This is a genomic window from Frateuria sp. sgz306004, from assembly GCF_057750885.1.
In genome coordinates this window covers 474,339-492,085 of the sequence record NZ_JBYLFE010000004.1, presented here as the reverse complement: position 1 = coordinate 492,085, position 17,747 = coordinate 474,339, and the positions used below count along the sequence as shown (strand labels likewise).

Annotated in this window: 15 protein-coding genes and 1 riboswitch; of the genes, 11 read left to right on the top strand and 4 right to left on the bottom strand. The window is 64.7% G+C overall.

Annotated elements, in window-relative coordinates:
- The first annotated feature begins 28 nt into the window (after positions 1–28).
- The 7 genes from hrcA (at position 29) to AC3G2C_RS11260 (ending at position 8,347) form a co-directional block, all read left to right on the top strand.
- Positions 29–1,087 (top strand): heat-inducible transcriptional repressor HrcA, encoded by a 1,059-nt coding sequence (gene hrcA / locus AC3G2C_RS11290; protein ID WP_488384699.1) that lies wholly within the window; start codon positions 29–31, stop codon positions 1,085–1,087.
- A gap of 84 nt (positions 1,088–1,171) precedes the next feature.
- Positions 1,172–1,696, top strand: a complete 525-nt coding sequence (gene grpE, locus AC3G2C_RS11285; protein ID WP_488384698.1) for a nucleotide exchange factor GrpE — start codon at positions 1,172–1,174, stop codon at positions 1,694–1,696.
- 160 nt (positions 1,697–1,856) lie between these two features.
- Entirely contained in the window at positions 1,857–3,776 is a 1,920-nt protein-coding gene (gene dnaK / locus AC3G2C_RS11280) for a molecular chaperone DnaK (RefSeq protein ID WP_488384697.1), read from the top strand.
- A 127-nt stretch (positions 3,777–3,903) separates the two neighbouring features.
- Positions 3,904–5,031 (top strand): molecular chaperone DnaJ, encoded by a 1,128-nt coding sequence (dnaJ, locus tag AC3G2C_RS11275; RefSeq protein ID WP_488384696.1) that lies wholly within the window; start codon positions 3,904–3,906, stop codon positions 5,029–5,031.
- Positions 5,032–5,170: 139 nt separating this feature from the next.
- Positions 5,171–5,974, top strand: coding sequence for a 4-hydroxy-tetrahydrodipicolinate reductase (gene dapB / locus AC3G2C_RS11270; RefSeq protein ID WP_488384695.1), 804 nt, complete (start codon positions 5,171–5,173; stop codon positions 5,972–5,974).
- A gap of 45 nt (positions 5,975–6,019) precedes the next feature.
- Positions 6,020–6,928, top strand: a complete 909-nt coding sequence (pdxY, locus tag AC3G2C_RS11265) for a pyridoxal kinase (RefSeq protein WP_488384694.1) — start codon at positions 6,020–6,022, stop codon at positions 6,926–6,928.
- A gap of 179 nt (positions 6,929–7,107) precedes the next feature.
- Positions 7,108–7,246, top strand: a riboswitch (yybP-ykoY riboswitch).
- Positions 7,247–7,339: 93 nt separating this feature from the next.
- The gene (locus AC3G2C_RS11260; protein ID WP_488384693.1) at positions 7,340–8,347 is read left to right on the top strand and encodes a sodium:calcium antiporter; all 1,008 of its coding nucleotides are present in this window, start codon (positions 7,340–7,342) and stop codon (positions 8,345–8,347) included.
- A 230-nt stretch (positions 8,348–8,577) separates the two neighbouring features.
- Here the strand turns inward: AC3G2C_RS11260 and AC3G2C_RS11255 are convergent, their stop codons facing one another.
- Entirely contained in the window at positions 8,578–9,273 is a 696-nt protein-coding gene (locus tag AC3G2C_RS11255) for a 2OG-Fe(II) oxygenase (protein ID WP_488384692.1), read from the bottom strand.
- A 215-nt stretch (positions 9,274–9,488) separates the two neighbouring features.
- Between AC3G2C_RS11255 and carA the strand changes: the two genes are divergently transcribed.
- The 3 genes from carA to greA are packed head-to-tail and all read left to right on the top strand — an operon-like array spanning position 9,489 to position 14,318.
- The gene (gene carA / locus AC3G2C_RS11250) at positions 9,489–10,625 is read left to right on the top strand and encodes a glutamine-hydrolyzing carbamoyl-phosphate synthase small subunit (protein WP_488384691.1); all 1,137 of its coding nucleotides are present in this window, start codon (positions 9,489–9,491) and stop codon (positions 10,623–10,625) included.
- The gene (carB, locus tag AC3G2C_RS11245) at positions 10,618–13,845 is read left to right on the top strand and encodes a carbamoyl-phosphate synthase large subunit (protein ID WP_488384690.1); all 3,228 of its coding nucleotides are present in this window, start codon (positions 10,618–10,620) and stop codon (positions 13,843–13,845) included. Before carA ends, carB begins: the two co-directional genes overlap by 8 nt.
- Positions 13,842–14,318 (top strand): transcription elongation factor GreA, encoded by a 477-nt coding sequence (greA, locus tag AC3G2C_RS11240; RefSeq protein WP_488384689.1) that lies wholly within the window; start codon positions 13,842–13,844, stop codon positions 14,316–14,318. The genes carB and greA overlap by 4 nt, the downstream gene beginning before the upstream one ends.
- Before the next feature lie 419 nt (positions 14,319–14,737).
- Here greA and AC3G2C_RS11235 read toward each other — a convergent pair whose 3' ends face one another.
- The gene (locus AC3G2C_RS11235) at positions 14,738–15,499 is read right to left on the bottom strand and encodes a CPBP family intramembrane glutamic endopeptidase (RefSeq protein ID WP_488384688.1); all 762 of its coding nucleotides are present in this window, start codon (positions 15,497–15,499) and stop codon (positions 14,738–14,740) included.
- A 61-nt stretch (positions 15,500–15,560) separates the two neighbouring features.
- Between AC3G2C_RS11235 and AC3G2C_RS11230 the strand changes: the two genes are divergently transcribed.
- On the top strand, positions 15,561–16,208 hold the full coding sequence (locus tag AC3G2C_RS11230; protein ID WP_488384687.1) for a TetR/AcrR family transcriptional regulator: 648 nt from the start codon (positions 15,561–15,563) through the stop codon (positions 16,206–16,208).
- Between the two features lie 60 nt (positions 16,209–16,268).
- On the opposite strand, the gene ykgO is transcribed toward AC3G2C_RS11230, so the two are convergent.
- A complete protein-coding gene (ykgO, locus tag AC3G2C_RS11225; RefSeq protein WP_010342887.1) occupies positions 16,269–16,394 on the bottom strand; it encodes a type B 50S ribosomal protein L36 in 126 nt (41 codons plus the stop codon).
- Positions 16,395–16,563: 169 nt separating this feature from the next.
- Positions 16,564–17,460: a LysR substrate-binding domain-containing protein gene (locus tag AC3G2C_RS11220; RefSeq protein WP_488384686.1), complete on the bottom strand. Its 897-nt coding sequence runs from the start codon at positions 17,458–17,460 to the stop codon at positions 16,564–16,566.
- Positions 17,461–17,747: the final 287 nt, after the last annotated feature.

Below are 17,747 nucleotides of genomic sequence, written 5' to 3'. Positions count from 1 at the left end.
TCTTTGCTGTCTCACGGATTGCTACAGCATGCCCGCCGCCGATCTCGATGCCCGCGCACGACGCCTCTTGCGCACATTGATTGCCCAATACCTTGCCGACGGCGAGCCGGTAGGGTCGCGCACGCTTTCCCGCTCCTCGGGGCTGGACGTGAGCCCGGCCACCATCCGCAACATCATGGCCGACCTGGAAGACGCCGGGCTGGTGGCCTCGCCGCATACCTCGGCCGGCCGCGTGCCCACGCCGCGCGGGTTGCGCCTGTTCGTGGACAGCCTGATCGAGCTGCAGCCGCTGCCCATCGAGGAGATGGCCCGCTTGCGCCGCGAGCTGCCCCCGGGGCTCACCACCACGCGCGACCTGCTGGGCAATGTGTCGACCCTGCTGTCGGCCATGACCCGCTTTGCCGGCGTGGTGACGGTGCCGCGCCAGGCGGATTTCCCGCTGCGCCATATCGATTTCGTGCCGCTGCCCGACGCCCGCGTGCTGGTGATCCTGGTGTTTTCGGACAACCAGGTGCAGAACCGCATCGTGCAGCTGGACAAGCCGCTGGACAGCCGGGAGCTGGAGCAGGCGGCCAACTACCTCAACAGCCAGTTCGCCGGCCTGCGCCTGGACGACATCCGCGCCCACCTGCTGCGCGAGCTGCGCGAAGCGGGCAGCGAGCTCAACCGCCTGCTGTCCAGCGCGGTGGAACTGGCGGCGGCCTCGTTCGCGCCACCGAGCCAGGGTGGCAGCGACGACGTGCTGGTGAGCGGCCAGACCAACCTCATGGGGTATTCGGAACTGGCCAACGTGGATCGCTTGCGCGAGCTGTTCGAGGCGTTCCAGCAGAAAAACGAGCTGCTGCAGCTGATGGAGGTCTGTGCCAAGGCTCCTGGCGTGCGGCTGTTTATCGGTGAAGAATCAGGGTTTGCCGCGCTGGACGGCTGCAGTGTGGTCACTGCCAGCTACGGCGCCCAGGGGCGCGTATTGGGGGCGGTAGGGGTCATCGGCCCCACCCGTATGGCCTATGAGCGGGTGATCCCGGTGGTGCAGGCCACGGCCGGATTGCTCAGCGACGCCTTGAATCGCGTCGCAACGACCTTATAACGCGCCCGGGAGGCGGGTTTGCCCGCAGGTTTTTGACGGTTGGCGCCAGGCGGCGCCAGCCACGGACAAGGCTTGGAGTCTTTCATGCAGAGCAACGATCCTACGACCTCGAACGAGGCGCATGGCGCGGGCGATACGCCCAACACGGACCTGGAAGCGCTGAAGGCGCGCATCGCAGAGCTGGAGGCCAGCAACACCGAGCTGCGCGATACCGTGCTGCGCGAAAAGGCCGAGATCGAGAACCAGCGCCGCCGCCTGCACCGCGACGTGGAGCAGGCTCGCCGCTTCGCCAATGAAAAGCTGCTCAACGAGCTGCTGCCGGTGTACGACGGCCTGGAGCGCGGCCTGCAGATCGAAGGTGGCGACGTGGCCAGCATGCGCGAGGGCATGGCGCTCACGCTCAAGTCGCTGCTCAAAGTGGCCGAGAACAACGGTCTGGTCCAGGTCGACCCCGTCGGCCAGCCGCTGGACCCGGAAAAGCATCACGCCGTGAGCATGGTGGAGGCCCCGGGCGCGGCCCCCAACACGGTGGTGAGCGTGTTGCAGAAGGGCTATGTGTTGAACGATCGGCTGTTGCGCCCCGCGTTGGTGGCGGTCGCCAAGGAATGACGCCTCCGCCGGCGCGGCTGGACGCCTGAACGGCGTCCCCCGCTGGCGAACGTGGCGAGGCATAGGGCGTCTTGCCGGCATTGAGTTGCAAAGCGGCAAGCCCCATCTGAAAACCAGTCGCGGCCGAGGGGTCGCTTAAAGCATTCGGGAGTAGACAAACATGGGCAAGATCATTGGTATCGACCTGGGCACGACCAACTCGTGCGTCGCCGTGATGGACGGCAGCAGCGCCAAGGTCATCGAGAATTCGGAAGGCGATCGCACCACCCCGTCGATCGTCGCTTTCACCAAGGACGGCGAAGTCCTGGTGGGCGCGCCGGCCAAGCGCCAGAGCGTGACCAACCCCAAGAACACCTTCTACGCGGTGAAGCGCCTGATCGGCCGCAAGTTCACCGACGCGGAGGTCCAGAAGGACCTGCACATCGTGCCCTACGGCATCGTGGCGCATGACAACGGCGACGCCTGGGTGCAGACGGCCGACGGCAAGAAGATGGCTCCGCAGGAGATCTCGGCCAAGGTCCTCATGAAGATGAAGAAGACCGCCGAAGACTACCTCGGCGAGACCATCACCGAGGCCGTGATCACGGTGCCGGCGTACTTCAACGACAGCCAGCGCCAGGCCACCAAGGACGCCGGCCGCATCGCGGGCCTGGACGTCAAGCGCATCATCAACGAGCCGACCGCGGCCGCGCTGGCCTACGGCCTGGACAAGAAGGGCGGTGACCGCAAGGTGGCCGTGTACGACCTCGGCGGCGGCACGTTCGACGTGTCCATCATCGAGATCGCCGAAGTGGACGGCGAGAAGCAGTTCGAAGTGCTGGCCACCAATGGCGACACCTTCCTGGGTGGCGAAGACTTCGACATGCGCGTCATCGACTACCTCGTGGAGGAGTTCAAGAAGGACCAGGGCATGGACCTGCGCAAGGATCCGCTCGCCCTGCAGCGCCTGAAGGACGCCGCCGAGCGCGCCAAGATCGAGCTGTCCTCCAGCCACCAGACCGAAGTGAACCTGCCGTACATCACGGCCGACGCCTCCGGTCCCAAGCACCTCAACATCAAGCTGACCCGCGCCAAGCTCGAAGCGCTGGTGGAAGACCTCGTCAAGCGCACCATCGAGCCGTGCCGCACCGCGTTGAATGACGCCGGCCTGCGCGTGTCCGACATCAACGAGGTGATCCTCGTCGGTGGCCAGACCCGCATGCCCAAGGTGCAGGAGTCGGTGAAGGACTTCTTCGGCAAGGAGCCGCGCAAGGACGTCAACCCGGACGAAGCCGTCGCCGTGGGCGCGGCCATCCAGGGTGGCGTGCTGGGCGGTTCGGTGAAGGACGTGCTGCTGCTGGACGTGACCCCGCTGTCGCTGGGTATCGAAACCATGGGCGGCGTGATGACCAAGCTGATCGAAAAGAACACCACGGTGCCGACCAAGGCCTCGCAGGTGTTCTCCACCGCCGACGACAACCAGACTGCCGTGACCGTGCATGTGCTGCAGGGTGAGCGCGAGCGCGCCAGCGCCAACAAGTCGCTGGGCAAGTTCGACCTGCAGGGCATCGAGCCGGCGCCGCGCGGCATGCCGCAGATCGAAGTGACCTTTGACATCGACGCCAACGGCATCCTGCACGTGTCGGCCAAGGACAAGAAGACTGGCAAGGAACAGAAGATCGAGATCAAGGCCGGTTCGGGTCTGTCCGAGGAAGAGATCAACCGCATGGTGGCCGACGCCGAGGCCAACAAGGAAGAAGACCGCAAGTTCCACGAGCTCGTTGGCGCCCGCAACAAGGCCGACCAGCTGGTGCACGCCACCCGTAGCGCCCTGAAGGAGCACGGCGGCAAGGTGCCGGCCGATCAGCTCAGCACCATCGAGGGTGCGCTGGCCGACCTGGAAAAGGTCAAGGAAGGCGACGACAAGGCGGCCATCGAGGCGAAGGTCGAGAAGCTCGAGCAGGTGGCGCAGGCGCTGTACGCCGCGGCCCAGGGCGGTGCCCAGGCCGATGCGGGTGCGCAGGCCCAGCATCAGGGCTCGGCAGCCCAGGACGACGTGGTCGATGCTGAGTTCACTGAAGTCAAGGACGACAAGAAGTAATATAGGCCGGTCGGCGCTGCCGATCTGACGCAGCCCGCGCCGGGGTATTTGCCTTGGCGCGGGCTGTTTGTTGAGTGGGCATGGATCGCGCGATTCATGTGATGCGCGATCCGAGTCGGGTTAACCAATGAGCAAGCGTGATTACTACGAAATCCTCGGTGTGGAACGCACCGTCACCGAGGTGGAACTGAAAAAGTCCTTTCGCCGCCTGGCGATGAAATTCCATCCGGACCGCTGTCCGGACGATCCGCATGCGCAGGAGAAGTTCAAGGAGGCCAAGGAGGCCTACGAAGTGCTCTCCGATGCGCAGAAGCGCGCCATGTACGACCAGCACGGCCATGCGGCGTTCGAGCACGGCATGGGCGGTCGCGGCGCCGGTGGCTTCGGCGACATGGGCGATATCTTCGGTGACATCTTCGGCGACATCTTCGGCATGGGTGGCGGCGGTCGTAGCCGTTCGCGCCGTGGTTCGGACCTGCGCTACATCATGGAGCTCGACCTGGAAGAGGCCGTGTTCGGCGTCGAACGGAAAATCGAGATTCCCACCCAGGTGAACTGCCACCACTGCAACGGCAGCGGCTCGGCGGACGGCAAAACCGTCACCTGCAAAACCTGCGCAGGCCACGGTCGCGTGCGCATGCAGAACGGCATCTTCTCGATTCAGCAGGCATGCCCGCATTGCGGCGGCAGCGGCCAGAGCATCGAGAAGCCGTGCAAGTCCTGCCATGGTGAGGGCCGCCTGGAAGAAACCCGCGCGCTGTCGGTGAACATTCCCGCGGGCGTGGACAACGGCGATCGCATTCGTCTGGCCGGGCAGGGCGAGGCAGGCCCCGCGGGCGGCGAGGCGGGCGACCTGTATGTGGAAGTGCGCGTGCGCGAGCACAACATTTTCCAGCGCGACGGCAACGACCTGCATTGCGAGCTGCCGATCCGCTTTTCGCACGCGGCCCTGGGCGCGGAGCTCAAGGTGCCGACGCTGGAAGGCGAGGTTTCCATCAATATTCCGCCGGAAACGCAAACCGGCCAGCTGTTCCGTCTGCGCGGGCGCGGTGTGAAATCGGTGCGCAGCACGCGCACGGGCGATCTGATTTGCCGCGTGGTGGTGGAAACGCCGGTGCGCCTGACCAAGCAGCAGCGCGACTTGTTTGAGCAGTTGGAAGCCACCTTTGCCAACGCCGAGGCCGATACGCACACCCCGCGCGCAAAGAGCTGGGTGGATGGCGTGAAGCAGTTCTGGTCCCGCGTGACCTCCTGACGCGCCATCCGCGACGGAAAGACCGGCCCGCCTCGAAAGAGGCGGGCTTTTTTTACGCCCCGGTTGGTGTACGCCGGGGCGCGCTGCCGCTAGCATCGCGTGTCCCCTGTTGTTGCCCGTTTCGGGCCGGAGTCCGCGCATGAGCCACCCTGTTCGCCTCGCTATCAATGGCGCTACCGGCCGCATGGGCCAGGCGCTGTTGCAACTGGTGAAGGGCGATGCCCGCTTCACCCTGGTGGCCGCCACGTGCTCGGCAAGTTCCGCTTCGCTGGACCAGCCGGTCTATGCCGGTGAACCGGGCCTGCGCTACACGCACGGCTGGCCCGATTCCACGGGGCTGGACGTGGTCATCGATTTCAGCGGCCCGGCTGGACTGGCCGAGGCGCTGACCTATTGCGAGGCGCATGGCGTGGCCCTGGTCACCGGCACCACCGGACTCGACCCTACGTTTGCCCAGCGTCTCGCGGCGTCGTCCCAGCGCATCGCGCTGCTGCGCGCGGCCAATTTCAGCCTGGGCGTGGCGGTGCTCACGCGCTTGCTGCGGCAAGCGGCGGCGGCCTTGCCCGATTGGGACCTGGACATCATCGAAGCGCATCACAACCGCAAGGCCGATGCGCCTTCTGGCACGGCGCTGGCGCTCGGCGAAGCGGCTGCGGCAGCGCGTGGCACCTCGCTGGCGGAGAGCGCGGTGTACGCGCGCGAGGGGCTCACCGGCCCCCGCGAGCTTGGCACCATTGGTTTTGCCGTGGTGCGCGGCGGTGACATCGTCGGCGAGCACGAGGCCTTGTTGATGGGTAAGGGTGAACGCATCGAGTTGGTACACCGCGCCACTGACCGCTCCATCTTTGCGCGCGGTGCGTTGGAGGCGGCCCGCTGGCTCAGCGGTCGCTCCGCCGGTGATTACGATCTCGACACCATGTTGAGCGAACGCGCCGCACACTAATGCCTGGCGTGCTTAGAGGCACGCCATGACGCACGAGGGAACGCCATGAATCAGCCATTGGAAGACCACTTGGTCCACGGTCGCCGCCAACGCCCGGAAGGGCCCGCGCCGGTGGACATCATCTCGGTGCAATCTCAGCTCGTCTACGGTTACGCGGGCAACAGCGCAGCGGTGCCTCCACTGCGGCAGTGCGGGTTGCGCGTGGCCGAAGTGCCTACCACCTTGCTCAGCAATACGCCGTTCTACGCCACCATGCGCGGCAAAGTGTTGCCGGCCGACTGGTTCGCCGACCTGCTGCAAGGCGTTCGCGAGCGGCAGCTTCACACGCGCGCTCAGGTGTTGTTGTCTGGCTATCTGGGCAGCGTGGACAACGGTCACGCATTCGCCGATTGGGTGGAGCAGGCGCTGCAGGAGGCACCGCAACTGCGGTTCTGCCTGGACCCGGTGATCGGCGACACCCATACCGGCGCTTATGTGGAACCGGGCCTGGAGGTGGTGTTCCGCGAGCGGTTGCTGCCCAGCGCGTGGCTGGTGAGCCCTAATGCATTCGAGCTGGAACGCCTGAGCGGTTTGCCGGCGGTGACCGAGCGCGAAGGGCTCAAGGCTGCCCGTGCGCTGCTGGTGCGGGGGCCGGAGTGGGTGGTGACGCACAGCGTGCGCAATCACGACGGCGACCTGGTCACGCTGGCGGTCAGCGAGGGCGAAGCCTGGAAGGTCGTGTCGAACGAGCTGCCGATCGATGTGGCCGGCACGGGCGACGTATTGACGGCACTGATCATCGCCAGTCTGCTGGAGGGTGAGGCCATGTCGCGTGCCTTGGAGCGCGCGGTGGCCGGCGTGCATGCCGCGCTGGAGGCGACCCTCGCTCATCAGCATGAGGAGCTGGACATCATGGTGGCAGCGCCAGCGGCACGTTTCGACGGCGCGCCGCGCTTTATCGCCCAGCGGGTCTGAAAAGCCAACGTTAGCTCGAACGACGGCCGGCATCGCCGCGAAGGGGCGATGCCGTGCCGCCATGCTCGTGAACACCACGACACGCGGTGAGTGCCTCGGCGGAAATGGGCAGGCAGCCTGGGTGCTTTCCTGCGCGGCGGGCACGCTTGTCCGTACTCCAGGCCAACGGCTAAAATAGCCAGGTTGTCATTGGGGAGTAGCCATCCTCACCCCCTTCGCCCGCCTGCCGGGCGACTTCAGAGGAATCCGCGTCAACAGACTTGAAGCCTCGGCTTCATGGCGTGGATGGTTATCGGCAGCGCCTGTTGTCGATTGCCCGGCGAGACCTTTGGCCACGACGCGCTCACCTTTGCCGGGCGAGCTCGCGTCCGTGCGCCATGGGTTATCCGCTCGCCCGGCTATGGAAATTGCATGCTTACCGTCTTGTTGTTCCTGCTGTCGGCCGGTGCGATCTATCTCGCCTGCGAGTACTTCGTAAACGGCGTGGAGTGGTTCGGGCAGAAGCTCAACCTGGGCGCCACGGCGACGGGCACCATCCTCGCTGCCTTCGGCACGGCCTTGCCGGAGAGCGCGGTGACCTTCGTGGCGGTGATCCTTGGGCGCACGCCCGAGCAGAAAGACATTGGCGTGGGCGCTGCGCTCGGCGGCCCGCTGGTGCTCGCGACTATCGCCTATGCCGTGGTGGGCGTGGCGTTATGGATGAATCGCCATCGCCTGCAACGCGGCGACCATCTGGTGCGTGTGGCGCATGGGCGGCTGGCGCGCGATCAATCCTGGTTCCTGGCTATTTTCGTGGTGAAGTGCGGCCTTGGCCTCGTGGCGTTTGCCTTCAAGCCATGGCTGGGCGTGTTGTTCCTCGCCGCCTATGGACTTTACGTGTGGCGTGAGCTCAAGCACGACGACACGGCCCCTGAAGAAGAGGACCTGGAGCCCCTGAAGTTTCAACCCAAGGCCGCCAACCCTTCGTTGAGCTGGGTGTTTGCCCAGACAGTGCTGGCGCTACTGGTGATTGCCTTCGCTTCGCACGTATTCGTCAAGCAGATCGAGGCCATCGGTGTGGCCCTGCAGCTGTCGCCGCACCTGGTGGCCCTGGTGTTGAGCCCAGTGGCTACGGAGCTGCCGGAAACGATGAATGCGCTGATCTGGGTGCGTCAGGGTAAGGAGCGCCTGGCACTGGCCAATATCTCGGGCGCCATGATGATTCAGGCGACCATTCCTAGTTCGCTCGCGCTGTTCGCCACGCCTTGGTTGTTCGATGCGCCGTTGATGGTGGCGGGCGTGCTCACCGGCGTGGCGGTGATCTACCTGTGGTGGCTGTTCCGCCGTGGTCGCGTGGATGCGCGCTGGCTGCTGCCGGTGGGTCTGCTGTATGGCGTGTTCGCGGCCTACATTGCCTGGCATTTCGGCAGCCGCATCTAACGAAGGTCACATTGAACGGCCTTTGTTCGTTGGTCCTGCGAGCCCTCGAAAACGGGGCGAGCGCAGGAATCCAGGGCTTGTAGGTTCACCGATTTACCGGCGCTGGATCTCCAGCGCTTCGGCTGTTGAGAGGCACCTTCAGTGTTCGCCAGGATGACGATCAACATCAGGGTGTCGCCAACACATGGGTATGCCAGGCTTGGCCGACACCAGTGCCTGGCTCTCTGCGATCAATCCGGATGCGAAGCGTTGCGGTCGCGCCCGGCACCCAGCTTGCGGTCCAGTGAGCCGAACAGCTTCTTGAAGGCGCGGGAGAACTTGCCGCGCTTGGTCTTGCGCAGTTTCTCCTCTTCGCTGGTGAGCCAGGCCACCTGAATCACGCGGCGCTCGCCCTCGAACGGCAGGTGCCCGTGGAACGAGTTCTCGCAGCGCTTGAATACCGCGAATTCGCCGTACAGCGGCTTGAGTTCGGGCGCCACCATATCGTCGATGTTGTCGATGCTGCCCAGAAAGCGCAGGCAGCCATCGCTGGTGTCGGGCCACTGGTTGTTGAGATAGAGCAGGGCGGTGGCGATCTTGGAGCGACTGTCGGTGTGGATGGTGCCGTGGCGCTTGTTGAGCGAGCGGCAGATGGTGATCAGCGTGGGGTACTGGCCCAGGTTGTCGATGCCCAGCCGGTGGCCGATGGCGCTGGCGAACTCCGGCGAGGTCAGGCGCTGTACCAGCGCGTTGACGGCCGGGCCGCAGTCGGACTCGTCGTAAGGAAAGAAGCCGGCGCTGGCATACCGCGGGAAATCGCGCTCCAGCTCCCCTCGTGCCTCGTCCGGCAACTGGCCGTGGGCGATCATGAAGGGGAAGGGATCCAGCCGTACGTCCGTGTCCGGTCGGTCGAGGCGGGCAGGATCGAGAAGCGCGGCTGTGTTCATGGAGACCCCTGGCTGGCGAGACGCTGCCTAGTGTAACGCTCGCGGGGCTTCGTGTTAGATCGGTCGAAACGGTGCATGTTCAGCTGTTTTTGGTGGACACCAGGGGGTCTCTCACCTATCATTGCCACCCGCCCTGAAACGTTCCTCGACCAAGGTCCACAAGCTGCTTTTGCAGCGGCTTGCGGACTTTGCTGCACCTAAAAAGGCGGTCTCCCATGCCTATCCCTGCTCTGCTTGCCCTCGAAGACGGCAGCGTGTTCCACGGTCATGCCGTGGGCGCGACTGGTGAAACCGTCGGCGAGGTGGTTTTCAACACCGCCATGACCGGCTACCAGGAGATCCTTACCGATCCCTCGTACGCCAAACAGATCGTCACGCTGACGTATCCCCACATCGGCAATACCGGCGTCAACGTCGAAGATGCCGAGTCCGACAGCGTCCATGCCGCCGGCCTGATCGTACGCGACGTGCCGCGTCGCCCGAGCAATTGGCGCAGCACCGAAAGCCTCCCCGATTACCTCAAGCGTCACGGCATCGTGGCGATTGCCGGCATTGATACCCGTCGCCTCACCCGCATCCTGCGTGACAAGGGTGCGCTGGCCGGCTGCATCGTGGCCGGTGAGACGGTGGATGCCGAAGCAGCCCTGGCCAAGGCGCGCGCCTTCCCGGGCCTCAACGGCATGGATCTGGCCAAGGAAGTGAGCGTCGGCCAGTCCTATACCTGGACCGAAGGCACCTACGACCTGGACGAGACGTCGTTCAGCCAGCCGGCCAAGCGCTTCAAGGTCGTGGCCTACGACTTCGGCGTGAAGCACAACATCCTGCGCCTGCTCGCCGAGCAGGGTTGCGACATCACGGTGGTGCCCGCGCAGACGCCGGCCGCCAACGTGCTCGCGATGAAGCCCGATGGCGTGTTCCTTTCCAACGGCCCCGGCGACCCGGCGGCCTGCGATTACGCCATCGTTGCCGCGCGCACCTTCCTGGACGCCAAAATTCCGCTGTTCGGCATCTGCCTGGGTCACCAGATCATGGGCCTGGCGCTGGGCGCCAAGACGCTCAAGATGAAGTTCGGCCACCACGGCGCCAACCACCCCGTGAAGGACCAGGACGACGGCCGCGTGCTGATCACCTCGCAGAACCACGGTTTTGCGGTGGACCCGGCCACGCTGCCGGCCAACGTGCGCGTCACCCACGTTTCGCTGTTCGATGGCTCGCTGCAGGGCTTCGCGCTCACCGACCGCCCGGCGTTCTGCTTCCAGGGTCACCCGGAAGCCAGCCCCGGCCCGCACGACATCGGCTACCTGTTTGATCGTTTTGCCGCCCTGATGCAGGAGGCCCGCAAGAATGGCTAAGCGCACCGATATCAAGAGCATCCTCATCATCGGCGCCGGCCCGATCGTCATCGGTCAGGCCTGCGAGTTCGACTACTCCGGCGCGCAGGCTTGCAAGGCGCTGAAGGAAGAGGGCTACCGCGTCATCCTGGTGAACTCCAACCCCGCCACCATCATGACCGACCCGGAGACGGCCGACGCCGTCTACATCGAGCCGATCAACTGGCAGACGGTGGAGCGCATCATCGCCAAGGAGCGCCCGGACGCCGTGCTGCCCACCATGGGCGGCCAGACCGGCCTCAACTGCGCGCTGGACCTCGCCGACAACGGCGTGCTCGAGAAGTACAACGTCGAGCTGATCGGCGCATCGCGCGAAGCCATCCGCATGGCCGAAGACCGCGAGCTGTTCCGCGTGGCCATGAAGGACATCGGCCTGGAGTGTCCCAAGGCCGAAGTGGCCAGGACCTTCGAGCAGGCGCTGGAGATCCAGACCAAGGTGGGTTTCCCGACCATCATCCGCCCGAGCTTCACGCTGGGTGGCTCCGGTGGCGGCATCGCCTACAACAAGGAAGAGTTCGAGGAAATCGCCAAGCGCGGCCTCGACCTCTCGCCCGTTCACGAAATCCTCGTGGAGGAATCGGTGCTGGGCTGGAAGGAGTTCGAGATGGAAGTGGTCCGCGACAAGGCGGACAACTGCATCATCGTGTGCTCCATCGAAAACCTCGACCCGATGGGCGTGCACACCGGTGACTCCATCACCGTGGCGCCGGCTCAGACGCTCACCGACAAGGAATACCAGCGCCTGCGCGATGCCTCCATCGCGGTGCTGCGCAAGATTGGTGTGGATACCGGCGGCTCCAACGTGCAGTTCGGCATCAATGCCGAAAACGGTCGCGTGGTGGTCATCGAAATGAACCCGCGCGTGTCGCGCTCGTCCGCGCTCGCTTCCAAGGCCACCGGCTTCCCGATCGCCAAGATCGCCGCCAAGCTGGCCGTGGGCTACACGCTCGATGAGCTCAAGAACGACATCACCGGCGGCCTCACGCCGGCTTCGTTCGAGCCGTCCATCGACTACGTGGTCACCAAGATTCCGCGCTTCGCGTTCGAGAAGTTCCCGGCTGCCGACGCCCGCCTCACCACCCAGATGAAGTCGGTGGGCGAAGTGATGGCGATGGGCCGCACCTTCCACGAATCGCTGCAGAAGGCGCTGCGTGGCCTGGAAATCGGCAAGACCGGCCTGAACCCGACCGGCCTGGATCTCACGACCGAAGACGGTCTGGCCGTGCTCAAGCGCGAACTGCGCGAGCCGCGTCCGGATCGCGTGTTCCACCTGGCCGATGCCTTCCGCGCCGGCCTGTCGCTGGAAGAGGTCTACGCCCTTAGCCGCGTCGACCCCTGGTTCCTCGCGGCGTTCGAGGACATCGTGCTCACCGAGAAGGACGTGCAGGCGCAGGGCATCACCGCCGTCGACGCCGGCCGCATGCGCGAACTCAAGCGCATGGGCTTCTCCGACGCGCGCCTGGCCGAGCTGCTCGATACCAACGAGGCGGCCATGCGCCACCTGCGTCGTACGCTGGGCGTGCGCCCGGTGTACAAGCGCGTGGACTCCTGTGCGGCCGAATTCGCCACCACCACGGCGTACATGTACTCGACCTACGAGGAAGAGTGCGAGGCCAACCCGACTAACCGCGACAAGATCATCGTGCTGGGCGGCGGTCCGAACCGCATCGGCCAGGGCATCGAGTTCGACTACTGCTGCGTGCATGCCGCGCTGGCGCTGCGTGAAGATGGGTTCGAGACCATCATGGTCAACTGCAACCCGGAAACCGTCTCCACCGATTACGACACCTCCGACCGCCTGTACTTCGAGCCGCTCACGCTCGAGGACGTGCTGGAAATCGTCGACCTGGAGAAGCCCAAGGGCGTGATCGTGCAGTACGGCGGCCAGACCCCGCTGAAGCTGGCGCGTGCGCTGGAAGCGGCAGGCGCGCCGATCATCGGCACCTCGCCGGACTCCATCGACCTGGCGGAAGATCGCGAGCGCTTCCAGCAGATGATCGAAAAGATCGGCCTGAAGCAGCCGCCGAACCGCACCGCGCGCAACGCCGACGAGGCGCTGGCGCTGGCTCGCGAGATCGGCTACCCGCTGGTGGTGCGTCCGAGCTACGTGCTGGGTGGTCGCGCCATGGAAATCGTCTACGGTGACGCCGACCTTTCGCGCTACATCCGCGAAGCGGTGCAGGTGTCCAACGACTCCCCGGTGCTGCTGGATCGCTTCCTCGACCATGCGGTCGAGGTGGACGTGGACATCATCGCCGACGCCGAAGGCAACGTGCTGGTCGGCGGCATCATGGAGCACATCGAGGAAGCCGGCGTGCACTCGGGCGACTCCTCGTGCTCGCTGCCGCCGTATTCGCTCAGCGCCGACGTGCAGGACGAGCTGCGTCGCCAGGTGGCCGCCATGGCCAAGGAGCTCAAGGTCATCGGCCTGATGAACACGCAGTTCGCCATCCAGGGCGACACCGTGTTCATCCTGGAAGTGAACCCGCGCGCCTCGCGTACCGTGCCGTTCGTGTCCAAGGCCACCGGCGTGCCGCTGGCCAAGATCGCTGCGCGCGCCATGGCGGGCCGCACGCTCAAGGCACAGGGCACCACCAAGGAAGTGATCCCGGGCTACTACTCGGTGAAGGAAGCGATCTTCCCGTTCCTGAAGTTCCAGAACGTGGACCCGATCCTCGGCCCCGAAATGCGCTCCACCGGCGAGGTGATGGGCGTGGGTCGCAGCTTCGGCGCCGCCTTTGCGCGCGGTCACGATGCCGCCGGCATCAAGACGCCGCCCAAGGGCAAGGTGTTCGTGTCGGTGCGTGACGCCGACAAGGATCGCCTGCTGCCGATCGCGCGCGAAGTGCTGGAGCGCGGCTTCAGCCTGGTCGCCACCGAAGGCACGGCCAAGTACCTGGCCGAGCACGGCGTGACCTGCGAGCGCATCAACAAGGTGGCTGACGGTCGTCCGCATATCGTCGACCTGATCAAGAACGGCGAGATCGTCTATATCGTCAACACCACCGAGGGCAAGGCAGCCATCGCTGACTCGTTCTCGATCCGGCGCGAAGCCTTGCAGCAGCGTGTCACGTACTCCACCACGGTGGCAGGTGCGCGTGCGCTGGTGCATTCGCTCGACTTCCACGGCGATGGCCAGGTGCACAGCCTGCAGGAACTTCATAAGGAATTGAACGCATGAGTCGTGCGCCCATCACCAAGGTTGGGTCGGAGCGCCTGCGCGGTGAGCTGGAAAAGCTGAAGTCCGTCGATCGGCCGAACATCATTGCGGCCATCGCCGAGGCACGCGCGCACGGCGACCTCAAGGAGAACGCGGAGTATCACGCCGCACGCGAACAGCAGAGCTTCATCGAGGGGCGCATTGGCGCCCTGGAAGCACTGCTGTCCACCGCGGAAGTGATCGACGTGAGCCGCCTTGCGGCCGGCACGCGCGTGGTGTTCGGCGCCACCGTGGATCTGGAAGACGAGGACAGCGGCGAAGCCGTGACCTACCAGATCGTGGGTGACCTGGAGGCCGACATCAAACTGCGCTTGATCGCCGTATCCTCCCCGATTGCGCGCGCGCTGATCGGCAAGAACGAAGGCGACAGTTTCGAGTTCAACGCGCCCAACGGCGTGAAGCGCTACGAAATCACGGGCGTGCGTTACGACTGAGGATCGCCACCGCCGGGCATTTGCCTGGCGGCTGCGTGATCTGTCCAAGAACCGGCGGTGGTGTCACGATGATGTGGCGCCGCCGTCGTTTTTTTTATGGGTGGCATGGGTGATTGAGCTCTTAGTCGCCATGGTACTCACGGCCGTGTCGTACGATTTTTCATGTCGCGCCAACGACGCCCCTTCTGCAAGACCCGCTGGCTTGATTGCCCAGGGCTCCCTGACTTCGATCGTCATTCCTGCGAAAGCAGGAATCCAGTGCCATGGCGCTCACTGATTCGCTGATGGTCGATGACCCGCATTTCGGTAGCTGAAGGGCGCCTCCAGCGTTCGCTGGGATGGCGATTCATATGTCGTCCAATCAGACTTTCGATGATGGCGCACCGCTTTTCGCGGAGCGGGTGCCCCTCGCTTACGCATCACTCGCCGGATGTCCCCGCGATCAAGGTTTGCGCTAGCGCGGGGTCGTCACGGCTGGGCCAGTACATGGCCAGCACCTGAAGATCCATCAGCACGTGCAGCAGCATCGGCAGGGCGAGGCTGCCGGTCATCCAGGCCAGGAGGCCGAAGAACAAGCCGCCGATGCCGGTGCTCAGCATGCCGCGCTTTCCCTGGTACAGATGGCCAAGCCCGAATACGACCGAACTGGCGACGACGGCGCCGAGTGGTCCCAGCGAGGGGCCGTCATGCCAGCGCCCCGCCAGGTACTGCATGAGAAAGCCGCGATAGAGCCATTCTTCGCAGATGCCGGCGGTGAGGCTGGCCCATGCCCACCAGGTACGTTCGCGCGGCGATACGGGCAGTACGAACTGCAATCGAGCCAGCGCGCGCAGATAGCGAGGGCGGGCGCCAGTAACGAGCAGGGAATGCACGCCCGGCCATAGTGCCAGTGCGGCGTAGATCGTCAGCACGGCAGCCCCTGCCGGCCTCAACCAGGGCAGGTCAGGCGACCCGGGGCCAGCGGCAGGCAACCGGATGCTCCAAGGGGCACCCCATGGCGCAATGACCGCCACCACCAGGGCGCTCAGCCACAGCCAGGCTATGCCGTGGCGGTAGAACCGTAGCCGGCCGCGACTATCGCTATGGCGCTGCAGCCGCCGGGTGGTCGCGAGATCCAGCCACGGCGCCACGCACACCAGCCATGCGGCGCACAGCGCCAACAGCACTCCCGTCGTCTGCATGGTCAACCCTTAAAGTAAATGTAAATTTACATTCGCATTTGTATAAGGCATTGTCCAGTGCATGACGAACAAGAAGATTTCAGGGGTGCGCGAGCCCAGGCAGCAGCGCAGCCGGGAAACGCTCGACCGCCTGCTGGCCGCCACCGTCAAAGCATTGGACGCGGACGGCCTGGAAGGGGCGGTGGTGCCACGAATCGCAGCGCTGGCAGGTGTGGCGCCGGCCAGCATCTATCGTCGCTTTCCCGACAAGGATGCGCTGCTGCGCGAGGCGTTCCTGCACATGTTGCGGGCGAGCAACACAGGAAACCGCGAGCATCTGAGAACGATGCTCCTGCGTGACACGCTGGAGGCGTCGGCGGCCCAGTTGATGGAGCTGCTGTTTGCGCAATATCGCCGCCATCCACGCCTGATGCGGGCGTTGATGCGCTTTCTGGAAGGCGAAGGTGCCTCCGAGTTCGCCACTGAAGTGCGGCTGCACATCGCGGAGAACATCGAGCAGGTGGTGGAGTTGCTGCAGGTCTTTCGCGCCGAGGTGCGCCACCGCTCTCCGCGGCGTGCCATGCAATTCGCCGTGCTTTCCGCGGCCGGCGCCATCGAGAGCTTTGCGCTCGAGCCGGTGTCGCTGTGGCAGACGGTGCTGCCCATGTCCGACCGCCAGTTTCAGGCCGAGCAGGCGAGGGCGTTGGTAGCCTATTTGCGCCAAGCCTGATCGCAAGCCATTAAAAAAGGCCGCTTTCGCGGCCTTTTTTCAACTCATCGCAGCTAGCAATTAGCGCTGACGAGCCTTGAAACGCGGGTTGCTCTTGCAGATCACGAACACCTTGCCGCGACGACGCACAACCTTGCAGTCACGGTGCCGCGCCTTGGCGGACTTCAAAGAGGAAAGCACCTTCACGGCCAGCTCCTGAAACTAACGAATGAAAAATACAAGAAAGAAACTATAAACAGTTTGTTGATGTTGCGCAAGTCCTTGGATGCCTTGAGCAAAAAGGCGCCAAACGGGCAAAAAGCCGGGTTTTGCGCGTTATCGGGGGGATTTGTCTCACCGTAGATGAACGGCGCGCTCATTCGGGCTCGGTCATGGCACTCAAAAAGCGCCTCACCACCGGCGAGGGATCATCCACGCGGCTTGCCAGGGCCAGCAGCATATAGGCATCGGGGTCTTCTAGCCGCAGATATTTCACGCCGGCCAGGTTTACCGAGCGCATGGACGCCGGTACCAGGGCCAGCCCCATGCCTGCCGCCACCAGTACCAGCAGGCCATTGATCTGCTGGGCGTGCTGGCGAATGAGCGGATGGAAGTTGGCCTTGGCGGCGATCTGGGTGAGGCGGTCGTACAGGGTGGCGGCCAGTTCGCGCGGCTGCACGATAAAGGCCTCCATCGCCACCTCGCGCAGCCACAGGCTCTCCCGGTCGGCCAGCGGGTGGTTGGCGGGCAGGGCGAGTACCAGCGGTTCGCGGTCGATCACATCCAGCCGCAGGTTGCGCGCCATGCCGGGGTGCTCGGGCTCGTCACGCACGAAGCCCACGTCCAACTCGCCCGCCAGCAGGGCCGCGTACTGCTGCTCGGTATACATCTCACTGAGGATCAGCCGCACCTGTGGGGCAAAGCTGCGATAGCGGAGCAGGGTGTGGGGCAGTGCGGGATGGAACGTGACCGACACGGTGTAGGCCAGGCGCAGCTTGCCGCTGAACCCGGTGGCGGCATCCGCCATCTGGATACGGGCTTCTTCCGCCTTGGCGAGAATTTGCCGCGCTTGTTCCAGAAAAAGCTTGCCAGGCTCGGTCAGCGACACGTTTCGCTTGTTTCGCTCCAGCAGACGCACCCCGAGATCGTTCTCAAGTGCTTGTATCTGTTGAGAAAGAGGGGGTTGCGAAATGTACAGGCGCTGCGCCGCGCGGGTGAAGCTCAGCTCCTCTGCGACTGTTACAAAGTAACGAAGCTGACGGAAGTCAAACATGGGAGGGGCTTTAATATGGATTTCGACTAAGTGGACAACAAAATATATATTTGTGTCTATAAGTCGACGAGCCTAAGATTGCTCCTGTCCCGCCACCGTCCCCTCCCCCCAGGTGGCGGCGACCCTCGCCCCGCTGCGACGCTACCCCCGCGATATCTGGCCTCCTCCCCCCTGGCCCATATCGACGCGTCGCCCAGCGGGGCGCTTTCTTTTTCGCGCAACGCCCGGCCAATTGGCCGGGCGTTGTCGTTTCGACGTCCGTGAATTGACCCGGCGTTCGGCGCGGC

What these genes read in the sequence shown, in the direction of transcription:
- dnaJ (WP_488384696.1), top strand. Translation starts at nt 3,904, where the DNA reads ATGAGCAAGCGTGATTACTACGAAATCCTCGGTGTGGAACGCACCGTC.
- AC3G2C_RS11260 (WP_488384693.1), top strand. Translation starts at nt 7,340, where the DNA reads ATGCTTACCGTCTTGTTGTTCCTGCTGTCGGCCGGTGCGATCTATCTC.
- carA (WP_488384691.1), top strand. Translation starts at nt 9,489, where the DNA reads ATGCCTATCCCTGCTCTGCTTGCCCTCGAAGACGGCAGCGTGTTCCAC.
- AC3G2C_RS11255 (WP_488384692.1), bottom strand. Translation starts at nt 9,273, where the DNA reads ATGAACACAGCCGCGCTTCTCGATCCTGCCCGCCTCGACCGACCGGAC.
- dapB (WP_488384695.1), top strand. Translation starts at nt 5,171, where the DNA reads ATGAGCCACCCTGTTCGCCTCGCTATCAATGGCGCTACCGGCCGCATG.
- greA (WP_488384689.1), top strand. Translation starts at nt 13,842, where the DNA reads ATGAGTCGTGCGCCCATCACCAAGGTTGGGTCGGAGCGCCTGCGCGGT.
- dnaK (WP_488384697.1), top strand. Translation starts at nt 1,857, where the DNA reads ATGGGCAAGATCATTGGTATCGACCTGGGCACGACCAACTCGTGCGTC.
- grpE (WP_488384698.1), top strand. Translation starts at nt 1,172, where the DNA reads ATGCAGAGCAACGATCCTACGACCTCGAACGAGGCGCATGGCGCGGGC.
- AC3G2C_RS11235 (WP_488384688.1), bottom strand. Translation starts at nt 15,499, where the DNA reads ATGCAGACGACGGGAGTGCTGTTGGCGCTGTGCGCCGCATGGCTGGTG.
- hrcA (WP_488384699.1), top strand. Translation starts at nt 29, where the DNA reads ATGCCCGCCGCCGATCTCGATGCCCGCGCACGACGCCTCTTGCGCACA.
- pdxY (WP_488384694.1), top strand. Translation starts at nt 6,020, where the DNA reads ATGAATCAGCCATTGGAAGACCACTTGGTCCACGGTCGCCGCCAACGC.
- AC3G2C_RS11220 (WP_488384686.1), bottom strand. Translation starts at nt 17,460, where the DNA reads ATGTTTGACTTCCGTCAGCTTCGTTACTTTGTAACAGTCGCAGAGGAG.
- carB (WP_488384690.1), top strand. Translation starts at nt 10,618, where the DNA reads ATGGCTAAGCGCACCGATATCAAGAGCATCCTCATCATCGGCGCCGGC.
- AC3G2C_RS11230 (WP_488384687.1), top strand. Translation starts at nt 15,561, where the DNA reads ATGACGAACAAGAAGATTTCAGGGGTGCGCGAGCCCAGGCAGCAGCGC.